This is a genomic window from Kitasatospora sp. NPDC058063 (assembly GCF_042885395.1).
GTDB lineage: Bacteria > Actinomycetota > Actinomycetes > Streptomycetales > Streptomycetaceae > Kitasatospora > Kitasatospora lactacystinica.
This window is the reverse complement of record NZ_JBHVSD010000002.1, coordinates 443,565-458,583: the sequence shown is the minus strand read 5'-3', so window position 1 is coordinate 458,583 and position 15,019 is coordinate 443,565. Positions and strand designations below refer to the sequence as shown.

Here is a 15,019-nt window from a genome sequence, read left to right as displayed (position 1 = left end):
GGGACCTCCGAAACCTGGGAGTCGAGGGTGGTGGAGCAGGGTGGAGGCGAAGGATTGCCGGGAGCCTAGGCCCGCCTTCAACAAAACGTCAATGGTCGGACGTACGGGGCCCGGGCCCGCGGGACGGTCCGGTACGTGCCGGGGTTCAGCCCGGCAGCAGCGCGCCGGCCAGCCTCTCCCCCGCGAGTTCGGCCAGCTCGCCGGCCCTGGTCATGCTCTCCCCCGGCCGCTCGGCCAGGTCGGTCAGGGCGATCGCGGCGGTGAAACCGGCGGCCCGCCACTCGGGCTCGGAGAGCTCCAGCCGGCCCGCCACGGCGGCCACCCGAACCCCCGCCCGGGCGGCCGCGGCGGCGACTCCGGCGGGGGCCTTGCCGTGGAGCGTCTGCGCGTCCAGGCAGCCCTCACCGGTCACGACGAGGCGTGCCCCACGCACGGCCCCGTCGAAACCCAGCAGGTCGAGCAGCAGCTCGATGCCCGGGCGCATGGTGGCGCCGAGCAGGGCCAGGGCGGCGAAGCCCACCCCGCCCGCGGCGCCGGCACCGGGCGCCTCCCGGAGGTCCCGCCCGGTGGCCTCGGCCACCAGGTCGGCGAACCGGGTCAGCCCCTCCTCCAGCACCACCAGGTCCTCGCCGTCGGCGCCCTTCTGCGGGCCGTAGACGGCCGGGGCGCCGCGCGGGCCGAGCAGCGGGTTGTCCACGTCGCAGGCCACCACAACCTCGACCCCGCCCAGGGCCTCGGCCAGCGGGCCGAGGTCGATCTCCGCGAGCCGGCGCAACGCGGCGCCGCCGGGCGGCAGTTCGACGCCGGCGGCGTCGAGCAGCCGCACCCCGAGCGCCTGCACCATGCCGGCGCCGCCATCCGTACCGGCACTGCCGCCCAGGCCCAGCACGATCCGCTCGACGCCGAGCGACACCGCCCTGGCGATCAACTGGCCGACCCCGTAGGACCCGGCCGTGAGCGGCGCGGCGCGGCCGCCGGGCAGCCGGGCGAGGCCGGAGGCCTGCGCCAGCTCGACCACGGCGGTGTCGTCCCGGACAGCCAGCGCGGCGTCCACCGGCAGGCCGGTCGGGCCGGCCACCTTGGCCGGGACCCGGCTGAACCCGGCCGCGAGCGCGGCGGCCAGGGTGCCCTCGCCGCCGTCGGCGACGGGCAGTTCGCGCACCTCGGTGCCGGGCGCGGCACGCCGGATGCCCGCGGCGATCCGGGCCGCCGCCTCGGCGCCCTCCAGGCTGCCCTTGAACTTGTCGGGGGCGACGACCACATGGCCCTGGTGGGGGATGGCGGGCATGGCGCGGTCCTCGCTTCCGTACGGTCTGGCGGTGGCTCTGCGGTGTGCGTCCAGCATGGGCCCGGAGAATCCCGGGGGGCCAGTGGCCGGGCCGGGGCGGCCGGCGGGCCACCCGGCGGGGGTCCACCCGGCGGGGGTCCGACCGGGGCGATCCGGGGGCACCAGCCCGGAGGGGCGGTCCGGAGGGGCCGTCCGGAGGGGCCGTCCGGAGGGGGGTCCGGAAGGGGCGGTCCTGAGGGGTGCGCCCCCTCCCCGCCGTCTCCCCCGTCCCGCTTCCGACGTTCGGGGGCTCCCCTCGGCGGGGAGGAGGCCTGGCGGCGCGTACCGGGCACGACCGAAGTGCCCCCAGGGGGACGTACGCGTCACCGGCTCGGAGCGACCGGCGGGCGGGCGGATGAGCCCCGGCCCGCACGCCGGCCGGGCCTGGCCTCCTGGCGGCGCGGGCACGACCGGAATGGGTACACGCCGCCAGGAGGAGCTCGGGCCGGGGGCTCCGCGAGGGAGCCCCCGGGGATCAGGGCCGGTCGGACCCGCCCTGTGCGGCCCCGCGCCCGGAGAGCCGCTCGACGCCGCGCAGGAGCGCCGAGTGGTCGAGCGAGCCGTCGCCGTTGGCCCGGGCGGAGGCGACCAGCTGGGCCACCACGGCGCCGACCGGCAGCGCGGCGCCCACGGCGCGGGCGGCGTCGGTGACGATGCCCATGTCCTTGTGGTGCAGGTCGATCCGGAAACCGGGGGCGAACTCGCGGTTCAGCATGTTCGCCTTCTTCCGGTTGAGCACCGTGGAGCCGGCCAGGCCGCCGCCGAGCACGTCCAGCGCGGCCGCCAGGTCGACGCCGGCGTTCTCCAGGAACACGACGGCCTCGGCGAGCACCTGGATGTTGACCGCGACGATCAGCTGGTTGGCGGCCTTGACGGTCTGGCCGGCGCCGGCCGGGCCGACGTGGACAACCGTGGTGCCCAACGCGTCGAACAGCGGCCTGGCCTCGGCGAAGTCCTCGGCGGCACCGCCGACCATGATCGACAGGACGGCCTCGACGGCGCCCGCCTCGCCGCCGGAGACGGGGGCGTCCAGGGTGCGGACGCCCTTCTCCCTGGCGGCGGCCTCGACCTTGATCGAGGTCTGCGGGGTGATCGAGGACATGTCGATCACCAGGGTGCCGGGCGCGGCGTTCTCCAGCACCCCGCCCTCGCCCAGGACGACCTGCTCGACCTGCGGGTCGGCCGGGACCATGGTGATGACCACCTCGGCGCCCTTCACCGCGTCCGCGATGCTGGTGGCACCGTGGCCGCCGGCCGCGACCAGGGCGTCGATCGGCGGCCGGGTGAGGTTGAAGCCGGTGACGTGGTGGCCGGCCCTGACCAGGTTGGCGGCCATCGGGCTGCCCATGATGCCGAGGCCGATGAAGGCGATCTTGCGGCTCATCGCGTCGAGTTCCTTACGTGTGCGGGTGGGAGGTCGGGTGGGTCGGCGGCGAGGCCCGGCGAGGCCCGGCGACGCCGCGTGGGTCGGCGGCACACGGCTCGGCGGCGCGCACGTCGGCGGCACACGGCGCGGCGGCGCTCATCGGCTCCGCCGCGCGGCTTCGGCTACCTGACGGCGCGCAGCTCGCGCGGCAGCCACCCGAAGCTGTCGGCGCTGACGCCGGTGGAGGGGCGGTACTCCAGGCCGATCGAACCGCGGTAGCCCGCGGCCGTGAGCCTGGCGAAGAGGTCCTCGAAGTCCAGGTCGCCGGTGCCGGGCTCGTTGCGGCCCGGGTGGTCGGCGATCTGCACGTGGCCGATCCGGTCGGCGTACGCGTCGATGACCGCCGGCAGGTCCTCGCCGTTCCTGGCCAGGTGGTACAGGTCGCAGAGGAACCTGGCGTTCCCGAGGCCGGTGGCGGTGTTGACCTTGTCGACGACCTCGACGGCGGCGGCGGCCGAGACCAGCGGGTAGTGCGGCGACTCGTCCTTGTTCAGGGCCTCGACGAGCAGGATCGCGCCGATCCCGTGCGCGGCCCGCGCGGCGAGCACCAGGTGCTCCAGTGCGAGCGCGTCCTGCTCGGCCGGGTCGACGCCCTCGGCCCGGTTGCCGTACAGCGCGTTGAGCGCGGTGGCGCCGAGCGAGGCGGCGAGCTCCGCGGCGACCGGGAGGTTGGCGCGGAAGCGGTCCCGCTCGGACGGCACCGAGACGGTGCCGCGGGCGCCCAGGCTCAGGTCGTCCAGGAGGTTCAGGCCGGTGAGCCGTACGCCGGCGTCGGTGAACGCCTTGCGCAGCGCGTCCAGTTCGGCCTGTGAGGGGTCGTGTTCCGCCCCGAAGGGCCACCACAGTTCGGCGGCCGTGAAGCCGGCCGCGGCGGCCGCGGCGGGGCGTTCCAGGAGCGGCAGTTCGCCGAACAGGATCGACAGGTTGACCGTGAAGCCGTGCTGGGCTGCCGCCGTCACGTCGCTCACCTCGCTTCTCTCTTCCTTCATCCACAACTTCCACGATACGGAAGAGGGATTCTGTGTGGTGGAAGCATCTCCGGCCCGCCGAGCGAGTGTCAAGGGAGTCGCAACACTTTGTTGAAGCCGCCTCGCGGCCGTGCCGCCCCCGGGGCCGGACTGTTCGATCACCCGGGCCCTGCCCGCCCGCACCCCCGCTCGCTACAGTGACCCCGTGCGATTGATGGTGGAGTTCACGACAGAACCGTTCGAACTGGACACGTTCCCGGAGCACGCCGCGGCGGCCCGCAAGGTCGTCGACGAGGCCGGCCTGGCCGTGTCGGTCGGCCCCTTCGGCACCGGCGCCGAGGGCGGGGCCGATCAGGTCCTCGCGGCGGTGACCAAGCTGCTCAGGGAGACCCTGGACGCCGGGGCGACCCGGATCTCGGTCCAGGTCAGCGTGCTGGGCGAGGAGGACGGTACGCCGTGACCGAGAACGTGGAACACCCGCTCGCCGCGGCGGTGAAGCCGCTGCTGGCCGCGGTCGGCGCGACGCCCGTCCCCCTGGACGAGGCGAAGCCCGACGACGTGGTCCTGGAGTGGGAGGGCATCCCGGCCCTGGCCGTCCGACTGCCCCACCTGGGCAGCGCCCTGGACCGGCTGCTCACCGAGATGACCCGCCAGTTCGACGGCCGCCCGCTGGCCGAGCTCGACCGGCTGGAGAAGCAGCGGGTCGTCGCCCTGCTGGAGGAGCGCGGCGCCTTCACCGTCCGCCACGGCGTGGAGACCGTCGCCTCCGCCCTGGGCGTCAGCCGCTTCACCGTGTACAACTACCTGAACCGCCAGGACGGCGCGAAGCCCTCCTGACGGCCCGGATCGACGGCCCGGATCGACGCCCCGGTTCGACGCCCTCCGGGGCATGTGCGGGCCCCCGCCCCGGGGGCTTCCGAACGGGTGACCCCGCCGGCACGGCAGGAGTGGATCGGCCTGCGGCGGGGCACACTTGGCGAATCGCACACGAAAGGGCCCGGCATCGCGGCCCGGTTCAAAACGTAACCACCAACAGTTCAACAAAGTGTTGACGGCCGGGTGGGGCCGATCTAGCTTTTCCGGGTGGCACCACTCTTCAGGAGGTCCACCCGTGACCAACCACCCCCACGCCCTTGACGCCCTGGCCGCGGCCGATGCCGCGGAACTGGAAGAGATCCTGCTGGAGGTGTGCTCCAGCCCCCGCTGGGCCGCCGCGGTCGCCGCGGCCGGGCCGTGGTCCGACCGCGAGGCCCTGCTCGCCGCCAACGCGGCGGCCATGGCGTCACTGACGACCGAGGACCTGCGCGACGCGATGGCCGGACACGCCCGGATCGGCACGCCCGTGGCGGGCGACGCCACCTCCGAGCGCGAACAGGCCGGGATCCGGGGCGCGGACCGGGCGGTCCTCGACGAACTGCGCGAGGCCAACGCCGCCTACGAGGCCAAGTTCGGCCACGTGTTCCTGATCTGCGCGACCGGCCGCACCGCGGTCGGCATGCTCGCCGCCCTGCGCGAGCGCCTCCCCAGCGACGCCGCCGCCGAGGCGGAGACCGTCCGCGAGGAGCTGCGCAAGATCAACGACATCCGGCTCGACCGCCTGCTCGAAACTTTCTGACGTACCGTCACATGCTGTCGCACCGAACCCTCCGGGGAATCCCAGCGGGAATCTGACGCATCATCACCTCTGCCATCAGTAAGGCCACTTCACCCATGACCGGCATCTCCACCCACGTGCTCGACACCAGCCTCGGCCGACCGGCCGAAGGCGTCCCGGTCGAGCTCGCACTGCACACCGAGGGTGGCTGGCAGGTGCTCGGCACCTCCGCCACGGACTCCGACGGCCGGGTCGCCGACCTGCCGGCCGTGGAGGCGGGCTCGGTCGTCCGGCTGCTCTTCGGCACCGGCGCGTACCACGCGCTCAAGTCCGCCGAACCGCCGTTCTTCCCCGAGGTCTCGATCGTCTTCACGGTCGCGCCCGAACAGCACCACTACCACGTGCCGCTGCTGCTCAACCCGTTCGGATACTCGGTCTACCGCGGAAGCTAGTGGACCGACCTTGAAAAGCTTAGGAGCCACGTCATGGCCCACGTGCTCGGCCAGAACCAGTACGGCAAGGCGGAGAACCGCATCGTCCGGATCCACCGCGACTCCTCCCGGCACGAGATCAAGGACCTGAACGTCTCGGTCTCGCTCCGCGGCGAGTTCGAGGACGTCCACCTCACCGGGTCCAACGCCAACTGCCTCCCCACCGACACCACCAAGAACACCGTCTACGCCTTCGCCAAGGAGCACGGCATCGAGTCGGCCGAGGCGTTCGGCGTCCTCCTGGCACGCCACTTCGTCGACGACACCGAGCGCGGCGTCGTGCACAGCGCCCGGATCCGGATCGAGGAGTACGCCTGGGACCGGATCAGAACGCCGGACAGCTCGGCCCGCTTCATCGGCTCGGCGGAGGTGGGCCACTCCTTCGTCCGCAGCGGCCAGGAGGTCCGCACCAGCGAGATCGTCTACGACGGGGAGTCCGTCCAGGTCGTCTCCGGCCTGAAGGACCTCGTCGTCATGAACTCCACCAACTCCGAGTTCTGGGGCTACATCAAGGACGACTACACCACCCTCCAGGAGGCGTACGACCGCATCCTCGCCACCCAGGTCACCGCCCGCTGGAAGTTCGGCTACAGCGGGAAGGACGGCGAGGCCCAGCCCCACTGGAACCGCTCCTACACCCAGGTGAGGCGGCACCTGCTGGAGGCCTTCGCCGAGACCTACTCCTACTCGCTGCAGCAGACCCTGCACGCGATGGGCACCCGGGTCCTCAACAACCGCGCCGAGGTGGACGAGGTCCGCCTCGAACTGCCGAACAAGCACCACTTCCTGGTCGACCTGGAACCGTTCGGCCTCAAGAACGACAACGAGGTCTACTTCGCCGCGGACCGCATGTACGGCCTGATCGAGGGCACCGTGCACCGCGAGGGCGTCGTCCCGGTCATCCCGGTCGCCTGACCTCCCCCACCCGGTGGACGCCGCCCGGAAATCGCCGCACCCTCCGGCCCCCACGGACCGGTCGGGTGCGGGCGGACCGCTCCATCCACGGCAACCGCTCCCGCGGTTCCACCCGCACCAGCCGTTCGACCCGCACCAGCCGCTCCAGCGGTTCTGTCCGCACCAGCGGTTCCGTCCGCACCAGCGGTTTCTCCACCCCCACCCCCACCCACCGGAGTTCGTGCCTGCCTCGCGGCGGCCGGCCCGGGGCACTGGAGAGGCCGGCCGAGGAATCCTTGCACCGCCGTCCCGTCCTCGGTCACATCAGCACCAGCCGCACTCCAGCGCCACGGGCGCGCCGGGAGCCACGGGCACAAGAGGGGCTCGACATGGCACCCAGCAGCACCAGCAGTACAGACGGCGGTTCCACCTCGGCGGGAACGCACGGCCCGGACGGCGCGGCGGACCACCTCCCCGGCGGGCCGCCCCGGCCCGGGATCCACCCCGTGGACGAGATGCTGCCCCCGGTGAAGCTGTTCTCCACCGGACTGCAGCACGTCGCCGCGATGTACGCGGGAGTCGTCGCACCCCCGCTCATCGTCGGCGCCGGCGTCGGGCTCTCCCCCGCCGAACTCGCCCTGCTCATCTCGGCCAGCCTGTTCACCGCCGGACTGGCCACCCTCCTCCAGACGCTCGGCATCTGGCGGATCGGCGCGCGGCTGCCGTTCGTGAACGGCGTCTCCTTCGCCGGGGTCGCGCCCATGATCGCCATAGCGAAGGGCTCCATCGAGAAGACGGGGGGACCGAAGGACGCCCTCCCGGTGATCTTCGGAGCGGTGATCGTCGCGGGGCTGCTGTGCTTCCTCGCGGCGCCGTACTTCTGCAAGCTCATCCGGTTCTTCCCCCCGGTCGTCCAGGGCACCGTGATCACCCTCATCGGGGTGTCCCTGCTTCCGGTGGCGGTCAACTGGGCGCGCGGCGGCTCGCCGGGCGCCCCCGGGTACGGCTCCACCCGGGCCGTCGGCCTCGCCGCGATCACCCTCGTCGCGGTGGTGCTCTGCAACCGGCTGCTGCGCGGTTTCTGGCAGCAGCTGTCCCTGCTCATCGGTCTGGCGCTCGGCACCCTGATCGCCTTCCCGCTGGGGCTGGCCGACTTCGGCGCGGTCCGGGACGCGAAGGTCTTCGCGCTCCCCTCGCCGTTCCACTTCGGCGCGCCCCTGTTCGACGCCGCCGCGATCGTCTCGATGTGCATCGTCATGGTGGTCGCGATGACCGAGTCCACCGCCGACATGCTCGCCCTCGGCAGGATCGTCGATCGCGAGGCCGACGAACCCACCCTCGCCGCCGGCCTGCGGGCCGACGGTCTGGCCACCGCGCTCAGTCCCGTCCTCAACGGCTTCGCCGCCAGCGCCTTCGCCCAGAACATCGGACTGGTGGCGCTGACGAAGATCCGCAGCCGCTTCGTGGTCGCGGCCGGCGGAGGCATCCTGGTCCTGCTGGGGCTGTTCCCCGTGCTGGGCTCGGTCGTCTCCCTGGTTCCGCAGCCCGTCCTCGGCGGCGCCGGGATCGTGCTCTTCGGCACGGTCGCGGCCAGCGGCATCCGCACCCTCGCGGAGGCGGGCATGGAGTCCGGCTCGCACACCATCCTGGTGTCGGTCTCGCTCGGTGTCGGCATCATCCCGATCGCCGTGCCGACGTTCTACGACTCCTTCCCGGAGGCCGTCCGGACCCTGATGCACTCGGGGATCTCGGCCGGCTGCGTGATGGCCGTCCTGCTCAACCTGCTCTTCCACCACGTCGGAGCCGCCCGCCGGTCCGGGTCCGGCCAGGCCCCCGGCGCGACGGTACCGACCGTACCGACGGCGACACCGTCCTGACCGGCCCGGGAGGGGCGTGCACCATGCGGTGCGCGCCCTCCCCCGGCCCTCCCCGGCCATCCCCCAAGGAGTCACACCATGGCAGTCCAGCCCCCGCCCGCCGACCAGCGGATCGTGATCGAGAACGCCGCGATCGCCACCGTGGACGCGAACGACACCGAGTACGCCCGCGGCCACGTGGTCGTCCTCGGCAACACCATCGAGACGGTGGGCGACGGCCCCGCCCCCGCGTGGCTGGACAACGTGGTGCGCCGGATCAACGGCGAGGGCCACCTGATCACCCCCGGCCTGGTCAACACCCACCACCACTTCTACCAGTGGATCACCCGCGGCCTGGCCCAGGACCACATCCTGTTCGACTGGCTGGTCGCCCTCTACCCGACCTGGGCCCGGATCGACGACAGGCTCGTGCACGCCGCCGCCCAGGGCTCCGCCGCCGCACTGCTCAAGTCCGGCTGCACCACGGCCTCCGACCACCACTACGTCTTCCCGAAGGGCGGCGGCGACGTCCTCGGCGCCTCCATCGAGGCCGTCCGGGAACTCGGCCTGCGCTTCACCGCGCTGCGCGGCTCGATGGACCGCTCCCAGAAGGACGGCGGACTGCCGCCGGACCACGCCGTCGAGGAACTGGACGACATCCTGACCGCCTCCGAGGCCGCCGTGGACCGCTACCACGACTCCTCCTTCGGCTCGATGCTGCACATCGCCATCGCGCCCTGCTCCCCCTTCTCCGTCTCCACCGACCTGCTCCGGAAGTCCGCCGAACTCGCCCGCCGCAAGGGCGTCCGGCTGCACACCCACGGCTCGGAGACGGCCGAGGAGGAACAGTTCTGCAAGGAACTGTTCGGCATGGGGCCGACCGACTACTTCGAGTCGGTGGGCTGGCTCGGCGAGGACGTCTGGATGGCGCACTGCGTGCACATGAACGACTCCGACATCGCCAAGTTCGCCGAGACCGGCACCGGCGTCGCCCACTGCCCGTCCTCCAACGCCCGCCTGGCGGCCGGCATCGCCCGGGTGCCCGACATGCTCCGGGCCGGCGTCCCGGTCGGGCTCGGCGTCGACGGCACCGCCTCCAACGAATCCGGCGAGCTGGGCACCGAGCTGCGCAACGCGCTGCTGATCAACCGCCTGCACGGCTCCCCCACCGCGCTGACCGGGCGGCAGGCGCTGCGCCTGGGCACCATGGGCGGCGCCCGGGTGCTCGGCCGGCAGGACGAGATCGGCTCGATCGAGGCCGGCAAGCTCGCCGACCTGGCGCTGTGGAAGATCGACGGGATCATGCACTCGTCCATCGCCGACCCGGTCGCCGCGCTCACCTTCGGGGCGCTCCCGCCACTGTCGGTGCTGTTCGTCAACGGCAACGCGGTGGTCGAGAAGGGGCGGCTGGCCACCGTCGACGAGGACCGGATCGCGCGCGACTGCGCCCGCGCCGCCCGCGAGCTGGCGGCGCGTCCGCTCTGACTCCCACCCCCGACTCCGGGGGCGCCCAGGGACGGTGCGCCCCCGGACTCCGCACACCCCGACGGGTGTGCGGACCCCGGCCCCGGATCCACGGCGAGGATCCGGGGCCGCGGCGTGCCTCCGGCCCGCTCCCACCCCCGTGGGAAGCGGGCCGGACGATCGGGGGGCCGCGAATCGGGGCCCGTTGACTGGGGCTCGTGGATCGGAGCTCGTGGACCGGGGCTCGTGGTCAGCGGGCGGCGGCCGGTTGCTCCGCGTGCCGGACGGCGGCCGGCAGAGCGGCGCCCGCGAGGGCGAACACACCGGCCAGGACGGCCCAGCCGACCACGCCGTGGTCGACCACGGTCAGGCTGATCACCAGCGGGCCGATCACGTGGGCCGCCGCCTGGCCGCTCATGAACACGCCCTGGTACTCGCCATGGGAACGCGGATCGGCCAGGTCCAGACTCAGCGTCCAACCGCCCGCCGAGGTGAGCAGCTCGCCGAGGCTGTGCACCAGGGCGCCGACCAGGATCGCCGCGGTGGCGACCGCGGCCGGGCCCGACTGCGCCGCCGCGTAGAGGAGGCAGCCGCCCGCCAGCAGCAGGCCGCCCCGGGCGCAGGCCAGGGCCGCCGACGGAACGTCGTCCACGCCCCGGCTCGCCCGGACCTGGAACACCACCACCAGCAGGCAGTTGACCACGCCGACCGCCGCGACCACCGCCGCCGGCGCGTCCGTCGCGAGCACGACCCACAGCGGGATCCCCACGGTGAGCACCGGGAGTTGGAGCTCCAGCAGCGCGTGCAGCACGGTGACCAGCAGGTAGCGGCGGTCGCGCAGCACCGACCGCCGTCCCGCGGCGGCCTCCGGGGCACCGTCCCGGCCGACCGTCAGGTCACGGACGGGAAGGCCGGCCAGCAGTGCCGTCGCCCCCAGGAAGCTCGCGGCGTCCAGGACCATCACGGTGACGTACCCGGCGTAGCTGTCGGACTGCAGCGCCAGCGCCGCGCCGCCGGACCCGACCACCAGCCCCGCGTTCATCACCGAGCGCAGCAGCGACCGTGAACGCACCTGGCTCTCGGCCGGCAGCGTCCGGGCGATCAGGGCGCTGCGCACCGCCGCCGCGCCGCGCTCCAGCACGGTGGCCGCACAGGCCAGGGCGACGAAGGCGGCGAAGGAGTGCACGAAGGCGTAGCCGAGCACGGCGAGCGCCTCCAGCGGCCCGACCACCATCAGCAGCCGCTTGCTGCCGACCCGGTCGGCGAGCCGGCCCATCGGCAGCCCGGCGAACACCCCGCAGACGCCGGCCGCGCTCAGCCCGAGCGCGATCCGGCCCGGGGTCAGGCCGACGGAGCGGGTCAGGAACAGCACGCCGACCGTCACGAACAGGCCGTTGCCGACGGTGTTCACCAGGCTCATCAGGGCGAGCCTGCGCAGCAGGGGGTCGGCCGGCAGCAGCCGTCGGACGGCGGAGGGAAGCACCGCGGCAGAGGTCATGGCAGTAGGACAGCGGGCTTCCCCCGACGGCGGAACTCTTTTACCGTTACGGTCAATGTTCGAGTTCCATCTGGGCGTCGACGACCTCGCCGCGACCTGGTTCGGCTACTCCGCCCTGCAGGAGGCGGTGTTGAGCCTGCGCGCCCGCCACTGGCCCCTGCGCTACCCGGAGCAGCAGCCGTGGATCGCCGGCTGGCAGGACCGCTACGAGACGCTGGACACCGCACTGCTGGAGTCGATGATCGCGCCGGTCGGCTTCGTGCCGGACTTCCTCACGCCGCGTCCGCTCGGCCCCCGTCCGGACTTTCCGGCCGAGTTGGCGCGGCTGGCGGCCACCCCGCCGGAGGTGGTGCGGGCCGACGTGCTGGAGGCCTACCGGGGCGGCGGGAAGCCCAGCCCGCTGCCGCCGGTGCTGGCCGGGCTGATCGACGACCCGGCGGCGCTGGCCGCCCGGACGGCCGAGGCCCTGGACACGTACTGGACGCGCTGCCTCGCCCCCGCCTGGTGGCCGCGCGCCCGCTCGGTGCTGGAGGCGGACATCGCCTACCGGGGGCGGATGCTCTCGGAGCACGGGGCGGACGGACTGTTCGCGGACCTCGACGCCAGGCTGAGCTGGCACGCCGGGGTGCTGCGGCTCGTCGACCCGCACCCGGCGGTGAAGGCGGTGGGCACCACCGTGAAGGTCGCCGGGCGCGGATTGGTGCTGATCCCGACGCTGTTCGGGCTCGGGGCGCAGACCGATGTCACCCAGGCGGGCCCGCCGCTGGTCTGCTACCCGGCGCGCGGCAAGGCGACGATGGCCGAGGGCCTGGGACCCGGCGGCGCCGAGGCAGGGGCGGTGGCCGACGGGCCGCTGGCCGGACTGATCGGCGCCCCCAGGGCCAGGCTGCTGGCACTGCTGGAGACCCCGGCCAGCACGACGGAGCTGGCGCACCGGCTCGGGGTCACCCCGGGTGCGGTCAGCCGCCACCTGGGCGCGCTCGCGGCGGCCGGGCTGCTGGAGCGCAACCGGCTCGGCCGCAGCGTGCTGTACCGGCGCAGCCGGCTGGGCGACGCGATGGTGGCGGGGCGCCCGCACCTCGCGGCGGGGGGCTGACGGCTTTCGGCGGGCAGCTTTCGGCGGACGGATTTCAGCGAACAGCTTTCAGCGAACGGATGACAGATGACAGATGATGAAAGTTGTCAGCTGTCACCCTTCATCCGTCCCGGCCGGCACGGGCCGTCCGCCCGTCAGGCCTCGCGCCCGATCGTCCTGAGATAGGCGCGCCAGCCGCCGTGGTGGGTGATCTCGCGGTGCACCCCGCGCTCGACCTCGCCGCGGGCCAGCAGCATCGACAGGCAGGCCGAGCCGTCCTCCAACTCGATCACGCCGAGCTCCAGTTCGCGCGGCTCGCCCGGCAGGATGACGTCGCGCAGTCGCTCCAGCGGGATGTCGTACAGCTCGCCCTCGATCGCGGTGCCCGCCTCCGGGTCCGCCAGCAGACCCGGACAGACGTCCGTCCCGCCGCTGTGGTCGATGGAGAAGAATCGGTAGCCGGGGGCGGTCCTGGCCGGCCCGATCAGCGAGTCGGCGACCTTGCCGTGGAAGGGGCCGCCGGTCATCGCCTGGCCGTTGAAGAACATGCGCGCCATGGGTGAACTCCTTGCGTGGAACGGACCGTTCCGTACGGCGACGAGAGGACAGGTGGATTCGTCGCCGTACGGAACGGAGCAGTGGACCGCCGGAGTGCCGCGTCCCGGCGGACGGCAGCGGTGGCACCGGCGGGTGGGTGGGGATCAGCCCAGCAGGGGCAGCGCGGGGAGGGTCAGGAAGTCCACGAACTCCTCGGCCAGGGCGACCTGCTCGAAGAGCTCGGCGGCCTCGCGCCAGCGGCCGGCGCCGTAGGCCTCCTCGCCCAGCTCGGCGAGGAGTTCGGCCAGCTCCGCGGCGACCAGGGCGCGGACCAGCTCGGCGGTGGTCTTCTCGCCGGTGTCGGACAGCACGACCCCGTTGTGGATCCACTGCCAGATCTGCGAGCGGGAGATCTCGGCGGTGGCGGCGTCCTCCATCATGTTGAAGATGCCGACGGCCCCGAGGCCGCGCAGCCAGGCCTCGATGTAGCGGATCCCGACCTGGACGGCGTTGTGCAGCCCCGCACGGGTGCAGGTGCCGCCGGCGCCGGCGATGTCGAGCAGCTGGGCGGCGGTCACCGGCTCGGCCGGGCCGGGATTGTCCTTCTGGTGGGGCCGCTCGCCGAGCACCGCGTCGAAGGAGGCCCGGGCGACCGGCACCAGGTCGGGGTGGGCGACCCAGGAGCCGTCGAAGCCGTTGCCGGCCTCGCGGTCCTTGTCGGCCTTGACCTTCTCGAGTGCGGAGGCGTTGACCTCCGGGTCGCGGCGGCTCGGGATGAACGCGGCCATGCCCCCGATCGCGTGGGCACCGCGCCGGTGGCAGGTCTGCACCAGCAGCCGGGTGTAGGCGGCCATGAAGGGCGAGGCCATGGTGACGCTGTTGCGGTCCGGCAGGATGTAGTGCTCGCCGGCGTCGCGGAAGTTCTTGACGATCGAGAACAGGTAGTCCCAGCGCCCGGCGTTGAGGCCGGCCGCGTGGTCGCGCAGCTCGTAGAGGATCTCGTCCATCTCGAACGCGGCCGTGATGGTCTCGATCAGCACGGTCGCCCGGATCGTGCCGTACGGGATGCCGAGTTCGGCCTGGGCATGGGTGAACACGTCGTTCCACAGGCGGGCTTCGAGGTGGCTCTCGGTCTTCGGCAGGTAGAAGTACGGGCCGGAGTTGGGGTCCTCGGCGCCCCTGGCCAGCAGCCGGGCGGCGTTGTGGAAGAAGTAGAGGCCGAAGTCGACGAACGCGCCGGCCACCGGGGTGCCGTCGACCAGCAGGTGGTTCTCGTCCAGGTGCCAGCCGCGCGGGCGGACGACGACGGTGGCGAGCTCGGCGGCGGGCTTGAGGGTGTAGGCCTTGCCGGCCATGCTGGTGAAGTCGATCCGGCCCTCGAAGGCGTCGATCAGGTTGACCTGGCCGCCGACCACGTTCTCCCAGGTCGGGGAGGTGGCGTCCTCGAAGTCCGCGAGCCAGATCCGCGCCCCGGAGTTGAGCGCGTTGACGACCATCTTGCGGTCGGTCGGGCCGGTGATCTCGACCCGGCGGTCCTGGAGGGCGCGCGGCGCCTCGGCGACCTTCCAGTCCGCGGCCCGGATCCCGGCGGTCCCGGGGAGGAAGTCCAGCGTGCCTGCGGCGGCGATCCCGGCACGGCGGGTCTTGCGCCCGGCCAGCAGCTCCTGCCGGCGCCCCTCGAAGGCGCGATGGAGCCCGGCGACGAAGGCGATCGCCTCCGGAGTGAGCACCTCCTCCGCCCGGTGGACGCGCGGACCGGCGACAGTGACGACCGGAGCGGCGGGGGAGGCGCCGAGGGGCCCTTGATCTGCGGCCATGAGCAGGACACTCCTAAGACGGTTGAGCCTGGCGAAGGGAGCTCCGGCAGGAACTTCCCCGGGGAACTTCCT

14 protein-coding genes are annotated in these 15,019 nt (G+C 73.2%); 8 read left to right on the top strand and 6 right to left on the bottom strand.

Features of this window, described 5'->3' with window-relative positions; genetic code table 11:
- Positions 1-145: 145 nt before the first annotated feature.
- The 3 genes from ACFVUY_RS05740 to ACFVUY_RS05730 form a co-directional block, all read right to left on the bottom strand.
- Positions 146-1,288, bottom strand: coding sequence for a glycerate kinase (locus tag ACFVUY_RS05740; protein WP_387727610.1), 1,143 nt, complete (start codon positions 1,286-1,288; stop codon positions 146-148).
- Positions 1,289-1,802: 514 nt separating this feature from the next.
- Positions 1,803-2,711, bottom strand: coding sequence for a 2-hydroxy-3-oxopropionate reductase (locus ACFVUY_RS05735; protein ID WP_387685068.1), 909 nt, complete (start codon positions 2,709-2,711; stop codon positions 1,803-1,805).
- Between the two features lie 164 nt (positions 2,712-2,875).
- A complete protein-coding gene (locus ACFVUY_RS05730; RefSeq protein ID WP_387727608.1) occupies positions 2,876-3,742 on the bottom strand; it encodes a TIM barrel protein in 867 nt (288 codons plus the stop codon).
- A gap of 184 nt (positions 3,743-3,926) precedes the next feature.
- Between ACFVUY_RS05730 and ACFVUY_RS05725 the strand changes: the two genes are divergently transcribed.
- The 7 genes from ACFVUY_RS05725 to ACFVUY_RS05695 all read left to right on the top strand — a co-directional run bounded on the left by ACFVUY_RS05725 (position 3,927) and on the right by ACFVUY_RS05695 (position 10,041).
- Positions 3,927-4,181, top strand: coding sequence for a thiamine-binding protein (locus ACFVUY_RS05725; RefSeq protein WP_387727606.1), 255 nt, complete (start codon positions 3,927-3,929; stop codon positions 4,179-4,181).
- On the top strand, positions 4,178-4,558 hold the full coding sequence (locus tag ACFVUY_RS05720) for a helix-turn-helix domain-containing protein (protein WP_387727604.1): 381 nt from the start codon (positions 4,178-4,180) through the stop codon (positions 4,556-4,558). The genes ACFVUY_RS05725 and ACFVUY_RS05720 overlap by 4 nt, the downstream gene beginning before the upstream one ends.
- Positions 4,559-4,832: 274 nt before the next feature.
- A complete protein-coding gene (uraD, locus tag ACFVUY_RS05715; protein WP_387727602.1) occupies positions 4,833-5,336 on the top strand; it encodes a 2-oxo-4-hydroxy-4-carboxy-5-ureidoimidazoline decarboxylase in 504 nt (167 codons plus the stop codon).
- A 95-nt stretch (positions 5,337-5,431) separates the two neighbouring features.
- Positions 5,432-5,767 (top strand): hydroxyisourate hydrolase, encoded by a 336-nt coding sequence (gene uraH, locus ACFVUY_RS05710; protein ID WP_359911797.1) that lies wholly within the window; start codon positions 5,432-5,434, stop codon positions 5,765-5,767.
- A gap of 33 nt (positions 5,768-5,800) precedes the next feature.
- Complete coding sequence (pucL, locus tag ACFVUY_RS05705; protein ID WP_387727600.1) at positions 5,801-6,721, top strand: factor-independent urate hydroxylase; 921 nt, start codon at positions 5,801-5,803, stop codon at positions 6,719-6,721.
- A 368-nt stretch (positions 6,722-7,089) separates the two neighbouring features.
- On the top strand, positions 7,090-8,577 hold the full coding sequence (locus tag ACFVUY_RS05700; RefSeq protein ID WP_387727598.1) for a nucleobase:cation symporter-2 family protein: 1,488 nt from the start codon (positions 7,090-7,092) through the stop codon (positions 8,575-8,577).
- Positions 8,578-8,655: 78 nt separating this feature from the next.
- Positions 8,656-10,041, top strand: coding sequence for an 8-oxoguanine deaminase (locus ACFVUY_RS05695; RefSeq protein ID WP_387727596.1), 1,386 nt, complete (start codon positions 8,656-8,658; stop codon positions 10,039-10,041).
- Positions 10,042-10,270: 229 nt separating this feature from the next.
- Here the strand turns inward: ACFVUY_RS05695 and ACFVUY_RS05690 are convergent, their stop codons facing one another.
- Positions 10,271-11,518 (bottom strand): MFS transporter, encoded by a 1,248-nt coding sequence (locus ACFVUY_RS05690; protein WP_387727594.1) that lies wholly within the window; start codon positions 11,516-11,518, stop codon positions 10,271-10,273.
- A gap of 55 nt (positions 11,519-11,573) precedes the next feature.
- On the opposite strand from ACFVUY_RS05690, the gene ACFVUY_RS05685 reads away from it, so the two are divergent.
- Entirely contained in the window at positions 11,574-12,614 is a 1,041-nt protein-coding gene (locus ACFVUY_RS05685; RefSeq protein WP_387727592.1) for a helix-turn-helix domain-containing protein, read from the top strand.
- A gap of 134 nt (positions 12,615-12,748) precedes the next feature.
- On the opposite strand, the gene ACFVUY_RS05680 is transcribed toward ACFVUY_RS05685, so the two are convergent.
- Both ACFVUY_RS05680 and aceB read right to left on the bottom strand, forming a co-directional pair.
- The gene (locus tag ACFVUY_RS05680) at positions 12,749-13,150 is read right to left on the bottom strand and encodes a gamma-glutamylcyclotransferase (protein ID WP_387685052.1); all 402 of its coding nucleotides are present in this window, start codon (positions 13,148-13,150) and stop codon (positions 12,749-12,751) included.
- 144 nt (positions 13,151-13,294) lie between these two features.
- A complete protein-coding gene (aceB, locus tag ACFVUY_RS05675) occupies positions 13,295-14,947 on the bottom strand; it encodes a malate synthase A (protein ID WP_387727590.1) in 1,653 nt (550 codons plus the stop codon).
- Positions 14,948-15,019 lie beyond the last annotated feature (72 nt).